General features: G+C 57.6%; 18 protein-coding genes. 16 read left to right on the forward strand and 2 right to left on the reverse strand.

Annotation, left to right across the window (positions count from 1 at the left end; genetic code table 11):
* Positions 1-112 precede the first annotated feature (112 nt).
* The 8 genes from ASE98_RS25750 (at position 113) to ASE98_RS10275 (ending at position 8598) form a co-directional block, all read left to right on the forward strand.
* The gene (locus ASE98_RS25750; RefSeq protein ID WP_082457516.1) at positions 113-1006 is read left to right on the forward strand and encodes an amidohydrolase family protein; all 894 of its coding nucleotides are present in this window, start codon (positions 113-115) and stop codon (positions 1004-1006) included.
* A 35-nt stretch (positions 1007-1041) separates the two neighbouring features.
* Positions 1042-2016, forward strand: a complete 975-nt coding sequence (locus ASE98_RS10245; RefSeq protein WP_060541251.1) for an alpha/beta hydrolase — start codon at positions 1042-1044, stop codon at positions 2014-2016.
* 249 nt (positions 2017-2265) lie between these two features.
* Positions 2266-3273 carry a GlxA family transcriptional regulator gene (locus ASE98_RS10250; RefSeq protein ID WP_060541252.1) on the forward strand — a complete coding sequence of 336 codons (1008 nt, stop codon included), beginning with the start codon at positions 2266-2268 and terminating at the stop codon, positions 3271-3273.
* Positions 3274-3604: 331 nt separating this feature from the next.
* A complete protein-coding gene (locus tag ASE98_RS10255) occupies positions 3605-4294 on the forward strand; it encodes an ABC transporter permease (protein WP_060541253.1) in 690 nt (229 codons plus the stop codon).
* Positions 4291-5289 carry an ABC transporter ATP-binding protein gene (locus tag ASE98_RS10260; RefSeq protein WP_060541254.1) on the forward strand — a complete coding sequence of 333 codons (999 nt, stop codon included), beginning with the start codon at positions 4291-4293 and terminating at the stop codon, positions 5287-5289. The genes ASE98_RS10255 and ASE98_RS10260 overlap by 4 nt, the downstream gene beginning before the upstream one ends.
* Positions 5290-5291: 2 nt before the next feature.
* Positions 5292-5960 (forward strand): ABC transporter permease, encoded by a 669-nt coding sequence (locus ASE98_RS10265; RefSeq protein ID WP_060541255.1) that lies wholly within the window; start codon positions 5292-5294, stop codon positions 5958-5960.
* 54 nt (positions 5961-6014) lie between these two features.
* The gene (locus tag ASE98_RS10270) at positions 6015-6896 is read left to right on the forward strand and encodes a glycine betaine ABC transporter substrate-binding protein (RefSeq protein WP_236707791.1); all 882 of its coding nucleotides are present in this window, start codon (positions 6015-6017) and stop codon (positions 6894-6896) included.
* A gap of 157 nt (positions 6897-7053) precedes the next feature.
* Entirely contained in the window at positions 7054-8598 is a 1545-nt protein-coding gene (locus ASE98_RS10275; RefSeq protein WP_060541257.1) for an amidase family protein, read from the forward strand.
* A gap of 3 nt (positions 8599-8601) precedes the next feature.
* Here ASE98_RS10275 and ASE98_RS10280 read toward each other — a convergent pair whose 3' ends face one another.
* Positions 8602-9486 carry a LysR substrate-binding domain-containing protein gene (locus ASE98_RS10280; RefSeq protein WP_060541258.1) on the reverse strand — a complete coding sequence of 295 codons (885 nt, stop codon included), beginning with the start codon at positions 9484-9486 and terminating at the stop codon, positions 8602-8604.
* Positions 9487-9644: 158 nt separating this feature from the next.
* Between ASE98_RS10280 and ydiJ the strand changes: the two genes are divergently transcribed.
* Positions 9645-12662, forward strand: a complete 3018-nt coding sequence (ydiJ, locus tag ASE98_RS10285) for a D-2-hydroxyglutarate dehydrogenase YdiJ (RefSeq protein ID WP_060541259.1) — start codon at positions 9645-9647, stop codon at positions 12660-12662.
* On the opposite strand, the gene ASE98_RS27715 is transcribed toward ydiJ, so the two are convergent.
* The gene (locus ASE98_RS27715) at positions 12606-12833 is read right to left on the reverse strand and encodes a phage integrase central domain-containing protein (RefSeq protein ID WP_082457517.1); all 228 of its coding nucleotides are present in this window, start codon (positions 12831-12833) and stop codon (positions 12606-12608) included. The genes ydiJ and ASE98_RS27715 overlap by 57 nt on opposite strands.
* Before the next feature lie 74 nt (positions 12834-12907).
* Here ASE98_RS27715 and ASE98_RS10290 point away from each other — a divergent pair, with 74 nt between their 5' ends.
* The 7 genes from ASE98_RS10290 to ASE98_RS10320 all read left to right on the forward strand — a co-directional run bounded on the left by ASE98_RS10290 (position 12908) and on the right by ASE98_RS10320 (position 20207).
* Entirely contained in the window at positions 12908-13834 is a 927-nt protein-coding gene (locus ASE98_RS10290; protein WP_060541260.1) for a LysR substrate-binding domain-containing protein, read from the forward strand.
* Positions 13835-13889: 55 nt separating this feature from the next.
* A complete protein-coding gene (locus ASE98_RS10295; RefSeq protein ID WP_060541261.1) occupies positions 13890-14255 on the forward strand; it encodes a 5-carboxymethyl-2-hydroxymuconate Delta-isomerase in 366 nt (121 codons plus the stop codon).
* A 462-nt stretch (positions 14256-14717) separates the two neighbouring features.
* The gene (locus ASE98_RS10300) at positions 14718-16100 is read left to right on the forward strand and encodes a glutamine synthetase family protein (RefSeq protein WP_060541262.1); all 1383 of its coding nucleotides are present in this window, start codon (positions 14718-14720) and stop codon (positions 16098-16100) included.
* A gap of 176 nt (positions 16101-16276) precedes the next feature.
* Entirely contained in the window at positions 16277-17926 is a 1650-nt protein-coding gene (locus tag ASE98_RS10305) for a phosphoethanolamine transferase (protein ID WP_060541263.1), read from the forward strand.
* Between the two features lie 71 nt (positions 17927-17997).
* Entirely contained in the window at positions 17998-18660 is a 663-nt protein-coding gene (locus tag ASE98_RS10310) for a class I SAM-dependent methyltransferase (RefSeq protein ID WP_060541264.1), read from the forward strand.
* A 123-nt stretch (positions 18661-18783) separates the two neighbouring features.
* Positions 18784-19917 carry a ribonuclease D gene (gene rnd, locus ASE98_RS10315; protein ID WP_060541265.1) on the forward strand — a complete coding sequence of 378 codons (1134 nt, stop codon included), beginning with the start codon at positions 18784-18786 and terminating at the stop codon, positions 19915-19917.
* On the forward strand, positions 19914-20207 hold the full coding sequence (locus tag ASE98_RS10320) for a YcgL domain-containing protein (protein WP_060541266.1): 294 nt from the start codon (positions 19914-19916) through the stop codon (positions 20205-20207). Before rnd ends, ASE98_RS10320 begins: the two co-directional genes overlap by 4 nt.
* Positions 20208-20253: the final 46 nt, after the last annotated feature.

Raw genomic sequence — 20253 nt, forward strand, 5'->3', positions numbered from 1 at the left:
TCGTTCATAAAATCCTTGATGGCGAAATTTTGATACTACACGTCGAGTTGGCGGGAGCGACGAAGCGCTGACGGAGATTATTGTTTTCGCACAGAAGCAGGAAACAATAATCATGCTGCCGTCGACCAAAAGAATAGATTGCCACGTTCATTTTTATACTTCGGAAGATCTTCGTCGGGTGGCCGGTTCGTTGCCTTATACGTTACCTGAGCCGCATCCGCTGACTGCTTATTTGGATAGGTTGATAGATGCCGGAGTTGCACCGACGCTCATCAATAATGTTCATCTAAGTATCCTGCCGGATTCAGAAAACGTGTTCGCTTCCTTTGAGGAGCTCAAGAAACTCCAGGCAGTAGACCCGCAGCGCTATGGGGGGGTCGAACTGGTGGGCACGATCAAGGCGGAGCCTGCTTATGCCACTCTGCAGCGTCTCTCGCACCCGCAGGTGATTGGCGCTCGAATCGTGCTGCATGATGCAAGACCTGAAACGGTTTCTGATACGCGGTTCAGTGATGGGCAATGGTCGGCATTTTATGCCCGCCTGTTCCCGCACCAGCATCTGCACATTTACGCGAAGGAAGCCGAGACGAATCTGCGCGTATTGCGCCAGATCCCTCGCGATGTACGGGTCATCATCGATCATCTAGGCACCTGTCACTGCGAGCGTGACATTACAGAACCGGCTTACATCGCGCTACTCGCTGAAGCGAGAGAGCGAGGCAACGTGTGGTTCAAAGGTCCCGGCTATCGCACTTCAGTTCACCCCGAGGAAACCGCTCGTTTCGTGACGCAGATTGTTCGCGCGGTTGGCGCGGGAAAGATACTTCTGAGCGCCACCGATGCACCTCATGTCGGTACTGACAACCAGGGTGTGCCGTATTCCGATCTTTTTGATTTGAGCAAGGCCTTCAACTTTGTTGATGCCGTTGCAAATCATGTTTCTAAAGAAACCCGAATTCCTGTTGGCCAACTTCTGCGAAGAGCATCTGGCCAATTGGTAAGTTGATCTCCGCCCACGCTCCCACTTCGAGATATCTAGCGATGACGAACATTACAACAAAAGACATCAACTTCACCGTCAAGTATGGCGATGAAACCCTGAGCCTCAAAGGCACTGTTTTTCAGCCAGAACAACTCGACGCCGCGTCGCAAAAACTGCCACCGGTCATCTTCAACTCCGGCTTCACCGGCGGGGTCACGATGTACGGCCAACTATTCGGTCGCGCCCTGGCAGGCCTGGGCTATCGCGTCATGACCTACGACGTGGCCGGCTTTTTTTCCAACAAGCACATCCGAAATACCCTCGAGTCTGGTGACAAGGTCATCACCAACGTCATCCTGGAAGACCAGAAAGATGAAGTGCTCGGTGCCGTTGAATGGGCGCGCGAGAATTTCGGTGAGATGCCGGTGGTCGCATCGTGGGCGATGGGCTCGGTGGCAAGCCTCGGTGCAGTGGCTGAACTGGCTGCGGCCGGCGGTGAGCAGATCCGCTTCTGGGTACCCATGAGCTATACCAACATCCGTAAACTGCAATCCTTGCGAGCTGATCAGGCAGCAGCTGACGCGGCCATCCTGCAACTCGCGGATGACGCGCCGATCCCTCCATTCGACACCGGCACTGATGCGACCCGTCTCGGTTACTACCCGCTGGACCCTGAAACTCAGGCGTATGTTGATCAGCAACTGGGTGGCTACACTGAAGCAGGCGGAGCGGACCGTTGGCCGGGCTGCACCTACGTGACGGCGAAGTCCTACAAGTCCTATGTGGCGTATGACCCTGAGCAGTCCATCGAGGGTGCCAAAGGCTTCCCGCCTGCGCTGATCATCCACGGCGCCGACAACACCTTGCACATGCCGTCGGAGTCTGTGCGTCTGCATCAGAACTATCCGGGCGATGCCGGCCCGAACGCGCTGATCATTTCGCACATGCAACACGGCCAGCAGAATCAGGTCGACAGCCCTGTGTTCGAGTCGATGATCCAGAGCATCGACGAAGCTATCCGCGCGCGCGGCTGATCCGCTCGTCACTCTCCTGCGAGACCTCGGGCGTCGAGGACTCGCAGCGTTTTTTTGCATCGTGGGGTGTATTCCTCCCGTCATTCTGATCGGTTGTAACGCTTCGGCATGGCTCGTTCACTGTCTCAACGATTCAATCTGGCTGAATGCGTGCCCAACCCCTAACATGGTGTGTCCAAAGCCACTCCCTCGGGCTGGCCTAAGCTGTTCACTTGAACTGCTGGAACCAACCATGACAAGGACCCGGCGATGACAGCCCCCAGTGAATCAGCGACGTCTGTGAATAGCTCCACAACCAAGCGAATTGGGCTGCTCATTCTCCCTCAGTTCTCCATGATGGCCCTGGCAGGTGCCAGCGAGCCTCTGCGCGCGGCCAATCGACTTTCTGGCAAAGCGCTTTATGAGTGGAGCCTGCTTACGGAAACGGGTGGGCCGGTCAGCTCCAGCAGTGGTATCGAGATCCAGACCATACCAGTTGATCAGGCCCCGGAACTGGATCGTGTTTTTGTCCTGGCGAGCCTGGATATCGAGCGTCAGAAACCACCGAAAATGCTGCGCTTCCTGCAGCGTGCAGCGTCCCGCGGGATAACCGTAGGCGCACTGAGCACAGGTACGTTCATCCTCGCCCGCGCCGGGCTACTCGAAGGTAAGCGCTGCACCTTGCACTGGGAGTCCATCGGCCAGTTTTCGGAGGAATTCCCCACGATCGAAGTCACCAAGGAGCTGTACGTCAATCATGGAAACCGTTGGACGTGTGCCGGGGGGACGGCGGCCATCGATCTTATGCTGGCGCAGATCGCGCTTGATTTCGGTAACCAGCTTGCGGCGAACATCGCCGAGCAATTTCTGCACGCCAGGATAAGGGCACCGGAAGAGCATCAGCGGATGTCGATTCAGTGGCGGTTCGGCATTCACGATCGCAGGCTGACGGCAGCCATCGCCTTCATGGAGGACAATCTGGAGAACATCGTCGGCATCGAAGAAATCGCCGACCGATGCAATCTGTCCCACCGCCAACTTGAACGGCTGTGGCATCAGCACTTCGGCATGACGCCGAAGAAATTCTATCTAGAGCTCAGGTTGAGCGAAGCACGCCGGTTGCTCCGTGAGAGCGCCCAGCCCATTGCGTCCATAGCCTACAGCTGCGGGTTCGTCTCAGCGTCACACCTGGGTGCAGCTTACCGTCGTATCTGGGGATGTACGCCCGGTGAAGAGCGGCGGAAATTTGATGATGCTCACTCTGACTTCAGTCACTGAAAGCATGGATCAACATACGCTAACCCCCTGAAAAACATCTGAGCCAATCCTCTCCTCAAAATCCCGTAGCAAGCTAATGACTCGGGCGAGCAGGTGGTGCGCTCTGGCCAACCTTGGTCATTTGGTGATCCCGCATACTCCCGTCTTCAATTGCCCCTACGCTTTGCATCACACGTTGATTTGCTCCGAGACGTCGTTTTTTTGATAGAAATCGTCGAACTCGAATCTAAGAGGGCCTACGGTAGCGCGGTAATGTTTCTTACAGATCCGGCGCTCAATTCCAGATACGCGACCGATAAAAATAACAATGACTACAGAAGGCATAACAACCATGGAAACCTTGAGTTTCATTCTGGAAAACGTCGGGCTGATCAGTCTGCTACTCGGACAACACCTTCTCATCGTGGCGGTAGCGGTAGGTTTGGCAATTCTGACCGGCGTGCCTGTCGGGATCGCGATCTCTCAGCACCCCAGAACACGTCGTTGGGTCCTGGCCTTCGCTGCCGTCCTGATGACTATTCCCTCTGCCGCGCTGTTCGGGCTGATGATTCCGGCCCTGTCGCTGATTGGCTATGGGATCGGCGTCGTACCGGCGGTCATTGCGCTGTTTCTCTACTCCCAATTGCCCATCATCCGAAACACCACCACCGCGATTTCCAACATCGATCCTGCATTGCGCGAAGCGGCGATCGGGATGGGCATGTCGACCGGGCAACGATTGCGCAAGGTTGAACTGCCGATTGCGGTTCCGCTGATCATGGCGGGCGTGAGGATGGCGACCGTCATCAACATCGGCATCGCAGCCATCGCGGCCTACATCGGTGCCGGCGGTTTGGGCAGTCTCATCATTCGCGGCATTGCGCAGTCGGATACCCGCCAGCTGTTGGCCGGCGCGATCGTCATCAGCGTCATCGCCATTGCGGCCGATTACGCGTTGTACGGCTTGCAGCGCCTCCTGACGCCAAAAGGCTTGAACAAGAACAAAATGGCCACCGGCCAAATGAAGGAAGCGACGACGTGATCCAGATCGAAAACCTGAACAAGCAATTCGGCTCAATCACAGCAGTAGAAGATGTCTCATTCAATGTTGAAGAGGGGCAGATCTGCGTACTGCTTGGTCCGTCGGGCTGCGGTAAAACCACGACGCTGAAAATGATCAACCGACTGATCACGCCAACCTCCGGCACGATCAGGATCGGTGGTCGCGACACGTCCGAACTGGACAGCGTCACCCTTAAACGCTCCATCGGCTATGTGATCCAGCAAGTCGGCTTGTTCCCGAACATGACCGTCGAGGAAAACATCTGCGTCGTTCCGAATCTGTTGGGATGGGACAAAAGCAAAAGCCTAAAGCGCGCAGCGGAGTTGCTGGAAGTGGTCGCGCTGGATCCGTCCAAATTCCTCAAGCGCTACCCGTGTGAACTTTCCGGTGGTCAACAGCAACGCGTAGGCGTGGCCCGGGCCCTGGCAGCGGATCCGCCCGTCATGTTGATGGACGAGCCCTTTGGCGCGATCGACCCGATCAACCGGGAAGTGATCCAGGACGAGTTCATGCGCATCCAGCGACTCGTCAACAAGACCGTACTGTTCGTCAGTCACGACATCGATGAAGCGGTGAAGATGGCGGACTGTGTCGCCCTGTTCCATAACGGAAAAATCCAGCAATTCGGCAGCTCGGATGATCTGCTGGCCCGGCCCAACAGCGAGTTCGTGGCGAACTTCATGGGCGGCGACCGCATCATGAAGCGTCTGCGTCTGCTGCGCGCGGTTGATGTGGCCACCAAGGTCCCGCCGCGGGAACACATGCAGATCGTCGGCGGCAACAGCGGTGTTACTTCGCAATCGCACCTGATCGTTAAACCTGGGGATGACCTGCGTCAGGTGCTTTCGCAATTACTGGGTCGCGGCCAGGACTGGGCACTTTGCAACGACAGCGACGGACGCTTTATCGGCTATGTCCACCAAACCGACATTTTGGCGCGACTTGTTGAAAACATTACTCCGGTGGTGCACTGACAATGTCTGACTTACTGATCAGATTGTGGGAAGGGCTGCAGTTTTACTGGGGTGACATCAGCTACCTGACGGTCCAGCATCTGCAGATCGTGGCAGTCAGTGGGGCACTTGCCCTGATCATCGCGCTGCCGTTGGGCGTCTGGATGAGCCGGCCGGCGAACCAGCGTTATGCCATGGCCAGCATGCAGGTCCTTAACGTAGGGCAGGCAATCCCTAAGCTCGCGTTGCTGGCGCTGGCCATGAGCTTCATTGGTGTCGGTAGCGGCGCGGCCATCATCGGGTTGTTTGTCGCGACGTTGTTGCCCGTGGCAGTCAACACCTATGAAGGCTTGCGCGCAGTGCCGCAGCACTTGCTTGAAGCCGCCGAAGCTATGGGTATGACGCCACGGGAAACGCTGTGGAAAGTTGAAATTCCGAACGCGATGAACGTGATTTTCGCGGGCATCCGCACGGCGTTGGCGATCAACGTCGGTACTGCGCCGCTGGCCTTTTTGGTCGGTGGCGGCGGGCTGGGCGAGTTGATCTTTACCGGGATCGACTTGAACGACTTCGGCATGATGTTGGCCGGTGCCGCAGCGACCGCGCTATTGGCGATTGCGGTCGATCTGGGCTGCGGCTTGATTCAAAACATTGCAGTGTCACGGGGCTTGAGGTTGACCGGGCGCGAATGAATCTGAAGACCATAGACAAAAATCAATAATATGAGGTGCACGATGATTTATCGAATGCTAGCCAGTTTGATCTTTACCCTGAGTCTTGTTTCTGGCGTTGTAGGCAGTGCTTCTGCAAATAATACGATTGTGGTCGGCGGCAAGAAGTTTACCGAGCAGCAATTGGTTGCCGAGATGACCACTCAACTCCTGCGCGCCAATGGCTACAATGTCGACAAACGCCCTGACCTGGGTTCTTCCGTTCTGCGCGCAGCACAAGAGAATGGTCAGGTCGATGTGTATTGGGAATACACCGGCACTTCGCTGATTACTTACAATAAAGTTACGGACAAGCTCAGCCCTGACGAAACGTACAAAAAAATCAGCGAGCTTGATGCGCAGAAAGGCATCACCTGGTTGAACTCTTCCAAGGCCAACAACACCTACGCCTTTGCCATGCGCAAGGAAGAGGCACAGAAGGATGGAATCGTTTCGATCAGCGATCTTGCGAAGAATATCGAAACAGGCAAGTCCTATAAGTTTGCCTCCAATGCTGAATTCTTTTCCCGGCCTGATGGCCTGGGTCCTTTGCAAGAGACATACAAGTTTAAATTTGAGCGCAAGAACATCGTCCGCATGGACGGCGGGCTGACCTATCAGGCGCTTAGGGATGGGCAGGTCGATCTGGCCTTGGTCCTGTCGACGGATGGGCGGATTCCGGCCTTCGGCTTTGTGGTGCTCAAAGACGATAAAGGCTTCTTCCCCAGCTATGCGCTGACCCCGGTTATTCGCACTGAGGTGTTTAAAGAAAATCCGAAGATCGGCGAGTTGCTCAACGCCCTGTCGTCCAAGCTGGATGACGACACCATCGCGGGCCTCAATTCCCGGGTCGATGTCGGCCGTGAATCCATCGAAAGCGTGTCCAAGGAATTTCTGCAAAAGAGTCAGTTGCTGTAGTTAATTCGCGGGGACGTTGAAGTCACCCGGTTTGATCATGACTTTGCGGGCCAGCGCTCTTTAGCTGGCCTCTTTTTATCCTGCGTAGTTATGACGCTCAGCCCAATCGCTTAGGGCGTGAGCTCATTCCGTTCGTCTGTACTTAGGGGAATTACCCATGCAGTTGAATAAACAGTTCGTGGCGTGCGTGTTTTTGCTTCTGGCGGCAAGTGCTCAGGCAGATGACGGTATCGACCGTATGAGCCTCGCCGACATGCGTAATGCGTTGAATGCCGGGACCCTCAGTTCCGAGCAACTGGTCCAGCATTACCTGAATAACATCGAGGCCAACAATCATCAGGGCCAAAAGATCAATGCGCTGGTGACAATCAATGAACAGGCGATCAATCAGGCCCGCAAGTGGGATTCTGAGCGGGCGAAAAACCCCACTGCCAAATACGCGCCTCTGGCCGGCATTCCGTTTGTGGTGAAGGACAACTTTGACACTGCCGGTATGGTCACCTCCGGTGGCTCCTTCGTGCTACGTACGTCGGTGCCAAGTCAGGATGCTTTTACCGTCAAGAAGCTGATCGACGGGCAAGCGATCCTGCTCGGCAAAGCCAACCTGTCGGAACTGGCGGCGTCCTTTGGCTGGTTTGGTTACAGTTCGTTCGGTGGCCAGACACTGAATCCGAAAAATACCAAGCGTGATGCTTCTGGCTCCAGTAGCGGTTCTGCCGCCGCCGTGGCGGCAGCGTTTGCACCGTTTGCGCTAGGGTCGGACACCAGCGGCTCGATCCGAGCGCCAGCCAGCGTCACCGGCACAGTGGGTTTGCGACCTTCGCTGGGGTTGATCAGCCGCAGCGGCATCATTCCACTGTCGCTCGCGTTTGATACGGGTGGCGTCATAACCAACAGCGTGCTGGATCAGGCCATCGTGCTGGATGCGATTAAGGGGCAGGACAAAAGCGACCCGGCGACCCTGGATCTGGTCTCCGACAAAATACAGTTCGAGTCAACGCTGAGCCGTTCCTCGTTACAAGGAAAAACCATTGGCGTGATCACCAATTTCAAAGGCGCCAATCCAGAGGTGGATGCAGTCTTCAAGGCCGCTCAGGAAACCCTCGGCAAGCGCGGCGCTCGTGTCGTCTCCATCGAACTGCCAAAAGCTTTTGAAACCTTATGGAGCGATGTGCTCGGCCCAGTGGGAGAGGGCGAATTCAAGCCTCAATTCGAACGCTACCTCGCCACCCTCAATCCGGGCCAACCGCGAACGCTTGCGCAGTTTCTCGAGCTGGCCAGGCAAAATCAGGCGCAAAACGCTGCACACGGGATGAACCCGGCACGCCTGGCCGGACTGGAAACGGTCGCGAATGCCACAAGCACCGATTCGCCGCAGTACATCTCCATCCTGTCCCGGAAGATTCCTCAGTTGCGCGCGCAGCTGATGGGCATCATGAAGCAGAACAAAGTCGACAGTCTGTTCTTCGCGACCATCAACTGCCCTGCGTCGGTGGTGCATGGCGTGACCGATGACAGTTACGTCTGCACATCCGGCGATACCTATGCGTCGTCGTATATTGCCTCCGCCACAGGATTTCCCGAGATTACGGTTCCGGCAGGCACCATCAAGGGCAACCTGCCGGTAGGTGTTTCGTTCCTGGGTGGCTATGGTGAAGACGCCAAGGTGGTTGGTTTCGGCTATGCGTTCCTTGGTCGGTAAACGTCAGATCTGTGTTAGCAGCCAGGTACGAAACGCGACGAGTGATGGCAGCATTTCGTTGCGCGGCGGATAAGCCAGGTAATAACTGCGCTGGCTGGCAAAGGGCCGATCGAGGCTGATGAGTTCGCTGTTGGCCAACTCGTCGGCCACCAGAATACGCGGTACCAGACCGATGCCGATGCCGGCCCTGACGGCCTGGATCAAGTGTGAAGTGAGTTCGAAGCTCGGGCCCAGCCGCATCATCCGATGGGGCAGGCCTTGGTGGCTGAACCACTCGCCCCAGACGTTGGCATTGCTCGCGACGTTGAGTAGCGTCTGACCGCCAATGCGTTCCGGGGTCCAGGTGTCGTGGGCTTCGGCCGCTTGTGGGGACATGATAACCATCAGTTCTTCGGTGTGCAGGCGATGGCTGATCAAGCCTGGAAAGTCGGCATTGCCAACGACGATCGCGGCGTCGATGCCGCTGGTTTCAAAGTCTATGGCGTCGATTCGGGAGTTGATGTGTACCAGCATGCCTGGATGGGTTTTGTAGAAGTCGTGCAGGCGCGGCAATAACCACTTCGAGCCGAAGGTCGGCAAGGTGGCCAGGCGCAACGTGCCGCTGCCTGACTGATAAGCCATGGCCTGCAACGTGGCGCTGCGGATGCGCCCGAGCGCTTCGCTCATTTCCCGCTGATAAAGACGACCGACATCGGTCAGTTGTACTTGCCGGCCTTCACGGCGGAACAACGTCAGGCCCAGTTGCTGCTCCAGCGCTTGGACTTGCCGGCTCACGGCGCTTTGGGTCAGTGAGAGCTCCATCGCTGCACGGGTATAGCTTTCATGTCGGGCGGCGGCTTCAAAAGCCAGCAGCAACGACATTGAAGGGGTGAGGTGACGGTAATTCATTCGTAAAAGTCATCGATAGCGGCAGGATTATCCGTTTGTCTGGTGCCGGATCCTACAGGATCATTGGTGTAGCTGAAGACCTGAGGCTGACCCATTAATGCTCAGGCGACAAGTGTTTTGAGTTTTCCGTGATTAGACCAACAAGAGACCCGCCTGCGATGATCGCTCAGTTGCCTACCGTTGCACTTGCGGCACAGTACCCGGAATTTCTGCAAGCCCTGCGTGCCAGCGGCTTTCGCGGTCAGCTTAGCGCTGACTACGCCACCCGTACCGTACTGGCGACCGATAACTCGATTTATCAGCGTCTTCCGCAAGCGGCGGTGTTCCCCCTGGATGTGGATGACATCGTACGCATCGCGACCTTGATGGCCGAGCGACGCTTTCGCCAGATCAATCTGACCCCGCGCGGTGGTGGCACCGGTACCAACGGGCAGTCATTGACCGATGGAATCGTGGTCGATCTGTCGCGGCACATGAACACCATCCTCGAAATCAACGTCGCCGAGCGCTGGGTGCGGGTGCAGGCGGGCGTGGTCAAAGACCAGCTCAATGCCGCGCTCAAGCCTCACGGGCTGTTCTTCGCGCCGGAGTTGTCGACGTCCAACCGTGCCACCGTCGGCGGCATGATCAACACCGACGCCAGCGGCCAGGGCAGTTGCACCTATGGCAAGACCCGTGATCACGTTCTGGAATTGCATAGCGTGCTGCTCGGTGGTGAGCGCTTGCACAGCCAGCCGCTGTCAGATGCGGAACTGGAGGCGGCTTGCACGCAGCCCGGCCGTATCGGCCATGTGTATCGGGTGGCGCGCAGTATTCATGACACCCAGGCCGATCTGATCGAGGCGGTGTTTCCCAAGCTCAACCGTTGTCTGACCGGTTATGACCTAGCGCACTTGCGCAACGAGCAAGGGCGTTTCAACCTCAACAGTGTGCTCTGCGGTGCGGAAGGGTCATTGGGCTACATTGTCGAAGCCAAGCTCAACGTGCTGCCAATTCCAAAATACTCAGTGCTGGTGAACGTGCGTTACGGCAGCTTCATGGATGCGCTGCGCGATGCCAATGCGTTGTTGGTGCACAAGCCGTTGTCCATCGAAACCGTGGACTCCAGGGTGTTGCTGCTGGCGATGAAAGACATCGTCTGGCATAGCGTCGCCGAGTATTTTCCGACGGACGCCGAGCGCCCGACGCTGGGCATCAATCTGGTTGAGTTCAGCGGTGACGACGTGACGCAAGTGAACGCTCACGTAGCGTCTTTCGTGGCGCATCTGAAGGCCGACACGACGATCGAGCGGCTGGGCCACACGTTGGCGGAAGGCGCCGAAGCCGTGTCCCGCGTCTACACCATGCGCAAGCGATCGGTCGGACTGTTGGGCAACGTCGAAGGCGAGGTTCGGCCACAGCCATTTGTCGAAGACACCGCCGTGCCGCCGGAGAAACTGGCCGACTACATCACTGAGTTTCGTGCATTGCTCGATAGTTATGGCCTGAGCTATGGCATGTTCGGTCACGTCGATGCCGGCGTGTTGCATGTGCGCCCGGCGCTGGACATGAAAGACCCGGCCCAGGCCGCACTGGTCAAACCGATTTCCGATGCTGTGGCCGAGCTGACAAAACGTTACGGGGGGCTGCTGTGGGGCGAGCACGGCAAAGGTTTACGTTCGGAATACGTTCCCGGGTTTTTTGGTGAGCTGTACCCGGCGTTGCAATCGCTCAAGGGTGCGTTCGACCCACACAATCAGTTCAACCCCGGGAAGATCTGCACGCCCCCAGATGCTGCCCAAGGTTTGCTCAAGGTTGACGAAGTTTCGCTGCGGGGTGATTTGGATCGGCAGATTGATGAGCGTGTCTGGCAAAGCTTTGGCACCGCGATGCACTGCAACGGTAATGGCGCCTGCTACAACTACGACCCCAACGATGCGATGTGTCCGTCGTGGAAAGCTACACGTGAGCGGCAGCATTCGCCCAAGGGCAGGGCGTCGTTGATTCGCGAGTGGTTGCGCTTGCAAGGCGCGGCCAATATCGATGTATTGCAAGCGGCCCGGGGCAAGTTGTCGTGGTTGAGCGGGTTGCCGACAAGGTTGCGTAATAACCTGGCGCGTTCGCGCGGCGAGGCGGATTTCTCCCATGAAGTCTATGACGCGATGGCGGGCTGCCTGGCCTGCAAATCCTGCGCGGGACAATGCCCGGTCAAAGTCAACGTCCCGGAGTTCCGTTCGCGTTTTCTGGAGCTTTACCACGGTCGCTATCAACGTCCTCTGCGTGACTACCTGATCGGCTCGCTGGAGTTCACGATTCCATACATGGCTTACGCGCCGGGCCTGTACAACGCAGTGATGGGCTCGAAATGGGTGAGCCGCCTTCTTGAGCGACAAGTCGGCATGCTCGACAGCCCACTGATCCACCGGCATGACTTGCAGGGCACTTTGACCCGCTGCAACGTCGCGGTCGCCAGCGTGCCAGCCCTGCGCGAACTGACCGAGGCACAACGTGAGCGCAGCGTGGTGTTGGTGCAGGACGCCTTCACCCGTTACTTCGAAACGCCGTTGCTGGCGAGCTTTATCCAATTGACTCATCAATTGGGTTATCAGGTGTTTCTGGCGCCCTATAGCCCCAACGGCAAGCCTTTGCACGTGCAGGGTTTTCTCGGAGCGTTCGCCAAGGCGGCGATCCGCAACGGCAATCAACTCAAGGCTCTCGCCGACTGCGGCGTAGCACTGGTGGGATTGGACCCGGCGATGACGCTGGTCTACCGCCAGGAATATCAGAAAGTACCAGGGCTCAATGATTGCCCGAAAGTCTTGCTCCCGCAGGAGTGGCTGTTCGATGTGTTGCCCGCAAACTCGCCTCCCGCTACCCAGACATTCCGTTTGTTGGCGCACTGCACCGAGAAGACCAATGCCCCGGCCAGTACTGCGCAATGGGAAACCGTGTTTACCCGGCTTGGGCTCAAGCTGGTGACGGAGGCGACCGGCTGCTGCGGCATGTCCGGCACCTACGGCCATGAGGCGCGGAATCAGAACACCTCGCGGACCATTTTCGAGCAGTCATGGGCTGGCCAGTTGGATAAAAAGGGCGAAGCGCTGGCGACGGGTTATTCCTGCCGCAGCCAGGTAAAGCGCTTAACCGACAGGCAGCTGCGTCATCCGTTGGAAGTGGTGTTGGAGTATGCGCGCTAGCTCACCGATAATGGGGGCGGCGTAAGTAGTCAGTGTATTCGTCCACTGCTGAGCATGTTTGACGTTTTTCCAATCGGCACGATGGGCCTCTATGTAATCGTTGACTACGTCTTGGAGCGTTACGGATTTCTGTATGCGATGGCCCACAAAGGGTAGGAAGGTGGCGAGCATTGGCACTTGAGTTGCGTAGACGCCACTTGCCCCAGCTACCTAAACTGTCGGCAGCTAAGGATCGAGGGCAGGGAATGAATCGCAACGAACTACGCAAGGCCGATATCAACCTGATGGTGGTGTTCGAGACCTTGATGCTCGAACGCAACGTCACGCGGGTGGCGGAGAAGTTGTTCCTCGGTCAGCCGACCATCAGTTCTGCGCTCAATCGCTTGCGTGCGATGTTCAATGATCCGTTGTTCATTCGAGTCGGCCATCGCATGGAGCCGACGGCGCGGGCCGAGGAAATCATCAGGCACCTGTCGCCGGCACTGGATTCGTTGTCGGTGGCCTTGAGCCTGACCCATGACTTCGATCCGGCCAGCAGCACCATGACCTTTCGCATCGGGCTGTCCGACGACGTCGAGTTTGGCCTGTTGCCGCCGTTGCTGCGGGCCCTGCGCCAGGAAGCGCCGAAGGTGGTGTTTGTCGTGCAGCACGTCGATTACTGGCGGATTCCCGATCTGCTGGCGTCCGGCGATATCACCGTGGGTATCAGTCAGACACGCGGTTTGCCGGCCAATGCCAAGCGCAAGTTGCTGCGCCATATCCAGCCGAGCATTCTGCGCGCCGATGCCTCTGATGCGCCGCTGACCCTCGATGAATATTGTTCGCGCCCGCATGTGCTGGTGTCGCACACCGCCAATGTCAGTGGTTATGCCGATGAGTGGCTGGCAGAGATAGGTCGCAGCCGTCAGGTGGTGCTTTCGGTGCCGCAGTACAGCGCGTTGCCGGCCTTGCTCGCCGGGACTGACCTGATTGCCAGCCTGCCGGACTACACTGCCGAGGCGATGGCAGCATCAGGGTTGTTGTTCAAGGAACCCTTTCCTTTCGAGACACCGACCCTGGATCTGTCCATGGTCTGGCTCAGTCATGTCGATACCGATCCCGCCGAGCGCTGGTTGCGTTCGCGCCTGGAAGCCTTCATGAGCGAGCGTGACGTGTTGCCGCCGCCCGAGTGAACAGCGTGTTGCCGTGTTATACGTACGACCTTCGGACCCCTTAAGGAGCTACCTCATGCCTCACCTGCACATGGAATACACCGCCAACCTGCCTGCGCTGAATGCCGATGTGGCGTTGATGCGGCTGAACAATACGCTGGTGGGGTCCGGCCAGTTTGCTGCTGAATTCGACATCAAGAGCCGCGCCGTCAAGGTTGAGGCATTCAAGGTCGGAACGGCATTGGCCGAGCGGGCATTCGTGCATGTGAAGCTGGCGTTGTTGAGCGGCCGCTCGGCGCAGATCAAGAAGCAGCTGTCTGAAAGCCTGCTGGCGGTGGTGCAGGATTTGTGTGAGTGGCCGGCCGGGGTGGAGGTTCAGTTGTGTGTGGAGATTCTTGATATTGATCGGGACTCCTACAGCAAGGCGGCTATCAACGGCTGAATTTCAGGTGGTTGCCTGTTTGGCGTTGCGCTAAACGACACAAAATACTGTGGGAGCGAGCAGGTTCGCTCCCACAAAAAGCCCGGGATGTACGGGAGATGTTTAGTCGTTTCACAACCAAAGTTCTTCAAATCCCGATTTAACCCCTCAAGCCGCCGTGTGACGCTGCTGCTCATCTGTTTACTCGGTTCGCTCTATGGACGGTTGGCCAGTCACAATCCACTACAAGGCATGCAACGGCGTTCGAGCGTCGAGCCTTGGTCGTCGATTTACGTGCGCCACCGCCCCCAGTCTCTCTGCACTCCCTTCTGAATTGGCCTTCTGGGCGTTATGGCACTGTCGCCATGCGCGCCCGCCGGATTTTTGCATTTCCCGTTGATCTTCTTACAGGTCCCGCGCTGCGCGCCGGATCAAAGCGGCAGCGCCTGCGCGTTTGCCCGACGCGGAAAAAAGAGAATTCTCATGAGTTGTGCCACGACCACCTTTGCCACCAAGCAAGAAGCCCTGACATTCCTGGACCAGAACCCGGATATCGAGATGTTCGAGTTGTTCATCCTCGACAACAACGGTGTGCCCCGGGGCAAGTTGCTGCATCGGGATGAATTGCTGGCGGTGTATGAAAGTGGTCGGCCACTGCCGAGCACCATCCTGGGCCTGACCATCAACGGCGATGATGTGGAAAATTCCGGGCTGGTCTGGGATGTCGGTGATATCGATTGCCGGGCTTACCCGATCAGCGGCAGTCTGACGCGCATGCCGTGGCGTCTGATTCCAACAGCGGCGGTGCAGGTCAGCATGCACCCCACTGAAGGCATGCCGGCGACCATCGCCGATCCCCGGCACTTGCTGGCGAAAGTCATTGAAGGCCTGCACGCCGATGGCTATTACCCGGTCATGGCCGCCGAACTGGAGTTTTACCTGCTCGATCAGCAACGCGACAGTCATGGCCGGCCGCAACCGGCGCGGGATGTCGACGGCGGTCGCCCGCGCGGGACGCAGGTCTACGGCTTGCGTGAGCTGGAGCAGATAGAACCGTTTCTGGCCGACCTCTACAACGCCTGCAAACTCCAGGGGATTCCCGCGCGCACGGCGATTTCCGAGTACGCACCGGGACAAGTGGAAATCACCCTGGAGCACCGCACCGATGCCTTGCAGGCGATGGATGAAGCGGTGCGTTACAAGCGCCTGGTCAAGGGCGTCGCCCACAAGCACGGCATGACGGCCTGCTTCATGGCCAAGCCTTTCGATGATCTGGCCGGCACCGGCATGCACATGCACGTCAGTCTGGCGGACGAGGAGGGGAACAATCTGTTCGCCAGCGAAGCCGCGGACGGCACACCCCTGCTCAGGCAGGCGGTGGGTGGCATGCTCGCTACCTTGCTCGATTCCCTGCTGCTGTTCTGCCCCAACGCCAATTCCTACCGCCGGTTCCAGACCAACAGCTATGCGCCGCTGGCAGCCACCTGGGGTGTGGACAACCGCACCGTCAGCTTGCGCGTGCCCGGTGGTCCGGCGTTCTCCCGACATATCGAACACCGCATCTGTGGCGCCGACGCCAACCCGTATCTGGCGGCGGCGGCGATTCTGGCCGGGATTCATCGGGGTATCCGTGAGCAACTTGATCCTGGTGCGCCGGTCGAGGGCAATGGCTACGCCCAGGCCAGCAAGCTGTTGCCGACCGACTGGCTGACCACGCTGCGTTCACTGGAAGCGTCGAATTGGGCAAAGGATGCGTTCGGCAGTGAATTCCTTGGTGTGTATCTGGCCGTGAAGCGCGCCGAGTATCGCCAGTTCATGGGGGAGGTCGGGGAACAGGATTGGCGGTGGTATTTGCATCAGGCCTGAATTAAAGTTAATTATTCTCAAATAGCGTAAACGTTAGAATCCTATTAAGAGCCAACTAATCGTTGGCTTCTTTTTCACAAAAAATTGATGGTCGGCTTTCTAGCATGAGTACTGTCACGGTAAATGAATTTTTCACATTTGCCGAAGGCACCTATCTTCAGGAATAGCCGAGCCTCATGTTTAAGATCAAAACCGTGCGCCCCGAGTGGGTGACACTGATTGCCAGCGCATTTTTGTTAATTGGCTTCAATTTTGTGCTGTGGCAGCACCTGTTCGAAATCACCGCGTCTGACGGTAAAGGCATTGCCATGCGGGTGGCATTCGGGGTGATGATCTTCGCCGCCTTCAATATTTTCCTGACCTTTCTGGCTTTACGGCCGGTGCTGAAACCGGTGCTGAGCCTGCTGTTCATGATCAGCGCGGGCGTTACTTATTTCATGGGCCAATACGGCGTCTTGATCGACGTTGGCATGTTGCGCAACTTCGCTCAAACCAATGCCACGGAAGTGCGCGACTTACTGTCGTTCAAGTTGCTTGCTTATATTTTTTTCCTCGGCGTATTGCCAACCTGGTTGTTGTGGAAAACTCCGATAAGCTATCGACGCTGGCATCGTGAGTTATTAAGCAAGGCACTCGTGATGTTTGCCTCGGCGGCGGTCATTGGTGGTGTCGCGCTGGTTAACTATCAAGGCCTTTCTTCACTGTTTCGCAATCACCATGAACTGCACTTGATGGCAGTTCCGAGCAACTACATCGGTGCCTCCGCCGGTTACTTGAGCGAGCAGGTCGTATCAGCACGCCAGCCTTTTGTCAGAGTCGGTGAAGACGCCCGCCGCGATCCTGCCTGGCGAACCCATGGTCGCAAGTCCTTGACGGTGCTGGTGGTCGGTGAAAGTGCCCGGGCGGAGAACTTTGGCGTCCTCGGCTATAACCGCGACACCACGCCGAAACTGGATAAGGAAGCTGGCCTGATTGCCTTTACCGATGTGAAGTCCTGCGGCACTGAAACAGCAGTGTCGGTGCCCTGCATGTTCTCCAATATGGGGCGCAAGAATTACGACGCAAGCAAGGCCAAAAATGAAGAAGGCCTGCTGGATGTACTCAAGCGCGCCGGCCTCGACGTGATCTGGCGTGACAACCAGTCAGGCTGCAAGGGTACCTGCGATCGCGTCACCCTCGACGACGTCAGCAACCTGAAAGACCCGGTGCTGTGCGCCAACAGTGAATGTCGCGACGAAATCCTCCTGCAGGGTTTGCAGCACTTTATCGATACGCTGGATAAGGACACGGTGTTGGTCCTGCACCAGATGGGCAGCCACGGTCCGGAGTACTTCAAGCGCTACCCGAAAGAGTTCGAACACTTTACCCCGGTCTGTGAAAGTAACGCGCTGAACAACTGCAGTCGCGAAAGTATCGTCAATGGCTACGACAACACCCTGGTGTATACCGACCATGTGTTGTCGACCCTGATCGACTTGTTGCGCAAGAACCAGGACAAGGTCGATACCGCCATGCTTTATCTGTCGGACCACGGCGAGTCCCTGGGTGAATACAACCTGTTTCTCCATGGCACGCCTTACATGCTGGCGCCAGACCAGCAAAAGCATGTGGCGATGCTGGCCTGGTTCTCCGACAGCTATCAGAAGTCGTTTTCGGTGGACACTCATTGCCTGCAACTGAGCCGGGAAATGCCATTGAGTCAGGACAACCTGTTTCATTCGATGCTCGGCCTGCTGGAGGTCGACAGCAAGGTTTATAACCAGGGTCTGGATATGTTTGCCGGATGTCGCGGCGCGGTGATCGATGGCGTGTTGGCCAAGGATTGATTGCTTCGACCCTGTCTCACGCGACGGCCGCCGACCAGCGGCCTGTAATCCTTCTCCAAGAGCCATTGCACATGTCCTTCCAGCCCCCATCCGCCTTCGAGCTTGAAATTGCCCGGCGTTACGATCAGGAGCACGCGCGCGTCTGCCTGCAGCCGCACACGCCAGGCTTGGTCGAGCGTCTGCGGTACTGGCGCGAGGAGCGGCTGGTACGTAATGCGCTCAAGGTCGCTGGTGAACCCGGTCTGATCCTCGATGTGGCCTGTGGAGTCGGGCGATACTGGCCGGTACTGGCCGGGCACGCCAATCGAGTGATTCTTGCGACTGATCCGTCCCAGGACATTCTCGATCATGCGCGCACCCACCATCCACAGAGTCTGTTCAAACGGGTCAAGACCTTTCAAAGCTCGGCTTTCGCCATCGGCTTGTCGGAGAATGCGGTTGACTGCATTTTTTGCATGCAAGTGTTTCAACACCTCACCACCCGCGAACTTCGTCTGGCGATGCTTGGCGAGTTCCATCGGGTCAGCCGCGATACAGTGATTGTGGCGGTCCACCTCGATGGTCGCTTCCAGGGACAACATTGCGACGGGGAGGGTGTCGCGACCCGGTCGTTACCGGGTAAGGCCGAAGTGGAAAACGAAATCCGGCAGGCGGGTTTCAGTTTGCTCAACCAACAGGATTTCCTGCCCGGTTGCGCGCGGATGCGCGTTTACGTACTGGGCAAGGCCAGCTAGCGTCGATTTGTCGGACTATTCTTGGTATCAGGCACGAATTTTCGCTAACGCTCTTGTTCAGTGGATGCGCGGAAATCGCCGGGGGCGATATATACTGCGCGCCATTCTTCAAGGGAGAGCCGTGTGGCCATCGATATTCACTGGATTCGCGACAACGATAGCCTCGGTCGGCTTTGTACCGAGTGGCAGCAGCTGCCATTCGTTGCCCTCGATACCGAATTCATGCGGGTCGACACGTTCTACCCCATCGCCGGCCTGCTGCAGATTGGCGATGGCGTTCGCGCTTACCTGATCGACCCGCTGACCATCGACAACTGGCAACCCCTGGCCGCGCTGCTGGAAAACCCGGCCGTGGTCAAAGTGGTGCACGCCTGCAGCGAGGATCTCGAGGTCCTGTTGCGCCTGACCGGCAGCCTGCCGGCCCCGTTGTTCGATACACAACTGGCCGCCGCGTATCTGAACCTGGGTTTCTCCATGGGCTATTCGCGACTGGTGCAGGAAGTGCTCGGCATCGACCTGCCCAAGGGTGAAACCCGTTCCGACTGGCTGCAGCGGCCGTTGTCCGACACCCAGATCAGCTACGCCGCCGAAGATGCCTTGCACCTGGCGGAAGTTTTCGTACAGCTACGTCCGAAGCTTTCCGATGACAAATACGCCTGGGTGCTCGAGGACGGTGCCGAGCTGGTGGCTAACCTGCGCCGCGAAACCGACCCATACGAGGTCTATCGCGACGCCAAGCTGGCCTGGAAACTGTCCCGCGCCCAGCTCGCCGTACTGCGTGAACTCTGCGCCTGGCGCGAACAGCAAGCCCGGGCCCGTGATTTGCCACGCAATCGTATTATTCGTGAACACTCACTGTGGCCACTGGCGCGCACGCAGCCGGACAACCTCGGTGCCTTGGCGAAAATCGAAGACATGCACCCGCGTACCGTGCGTCAGGACGGCGAGTTTCTGCTTGATCTGATCAAGCGCTCTGGCAGTGTGTCGCCTGATCAGTGGCCGCCAGCCGTGCCGGAGCCGTTGCCGGTGGACGCTGCCGTATTGCTCAAGCAACTCAAAGCCATCGGCCAGGCCGAGGCCGAGCGCCTGAACATCGCGCCGGAACTGATGCTGCGCAAGAAAACCCTGGAAGCGCTGCTCAAGAGCGGTTTCCCCAATGGTCCCTACCAATTGCCTGATTCGCTGCGTGGCTGGCGCCGCGAATTGATGGGCCAGGCGCTGCTCGACAGCCTGGCCACCGCCGGAGAACAGCCTTGAAACGTATTTGCTCCATCTACCGCAGCTCGAAGAGAAACGAAATGTACCTGTATGTGCTCAAGAGCGATGCTCTGGAGCGCGTGCCGGAGACTTTGATGGCCGCCTTCGGCAAAGCCATCCATGCTTTTGACCTGGTGCTGACGCCCGAGCGCAAATTGTCGCGCGAAGACATTGCCGTCGTGCTGGAGAACCTGGAAAAACAGGGTTATCACCTGCAGATGCCTCCGGCCGAGGATGAATATATCGAGCACTTGCCGGAAGAACTGCTGCGCCGCAACGACCCGATGTAAAACCCAGACAGGTTCTGTTCAGAGCCTTTATGAAACACTGGAAGGA

The organism is Pseudomonas sp. Leaf48 (genome assembly GCF_001421885.1).
Taxonomy (GTDB): Bacteria; Pseudomonadota; Gammaproteobacteria; order Pseudomonadales; family Pseudomonadaceae; genus Aquipseudomonas.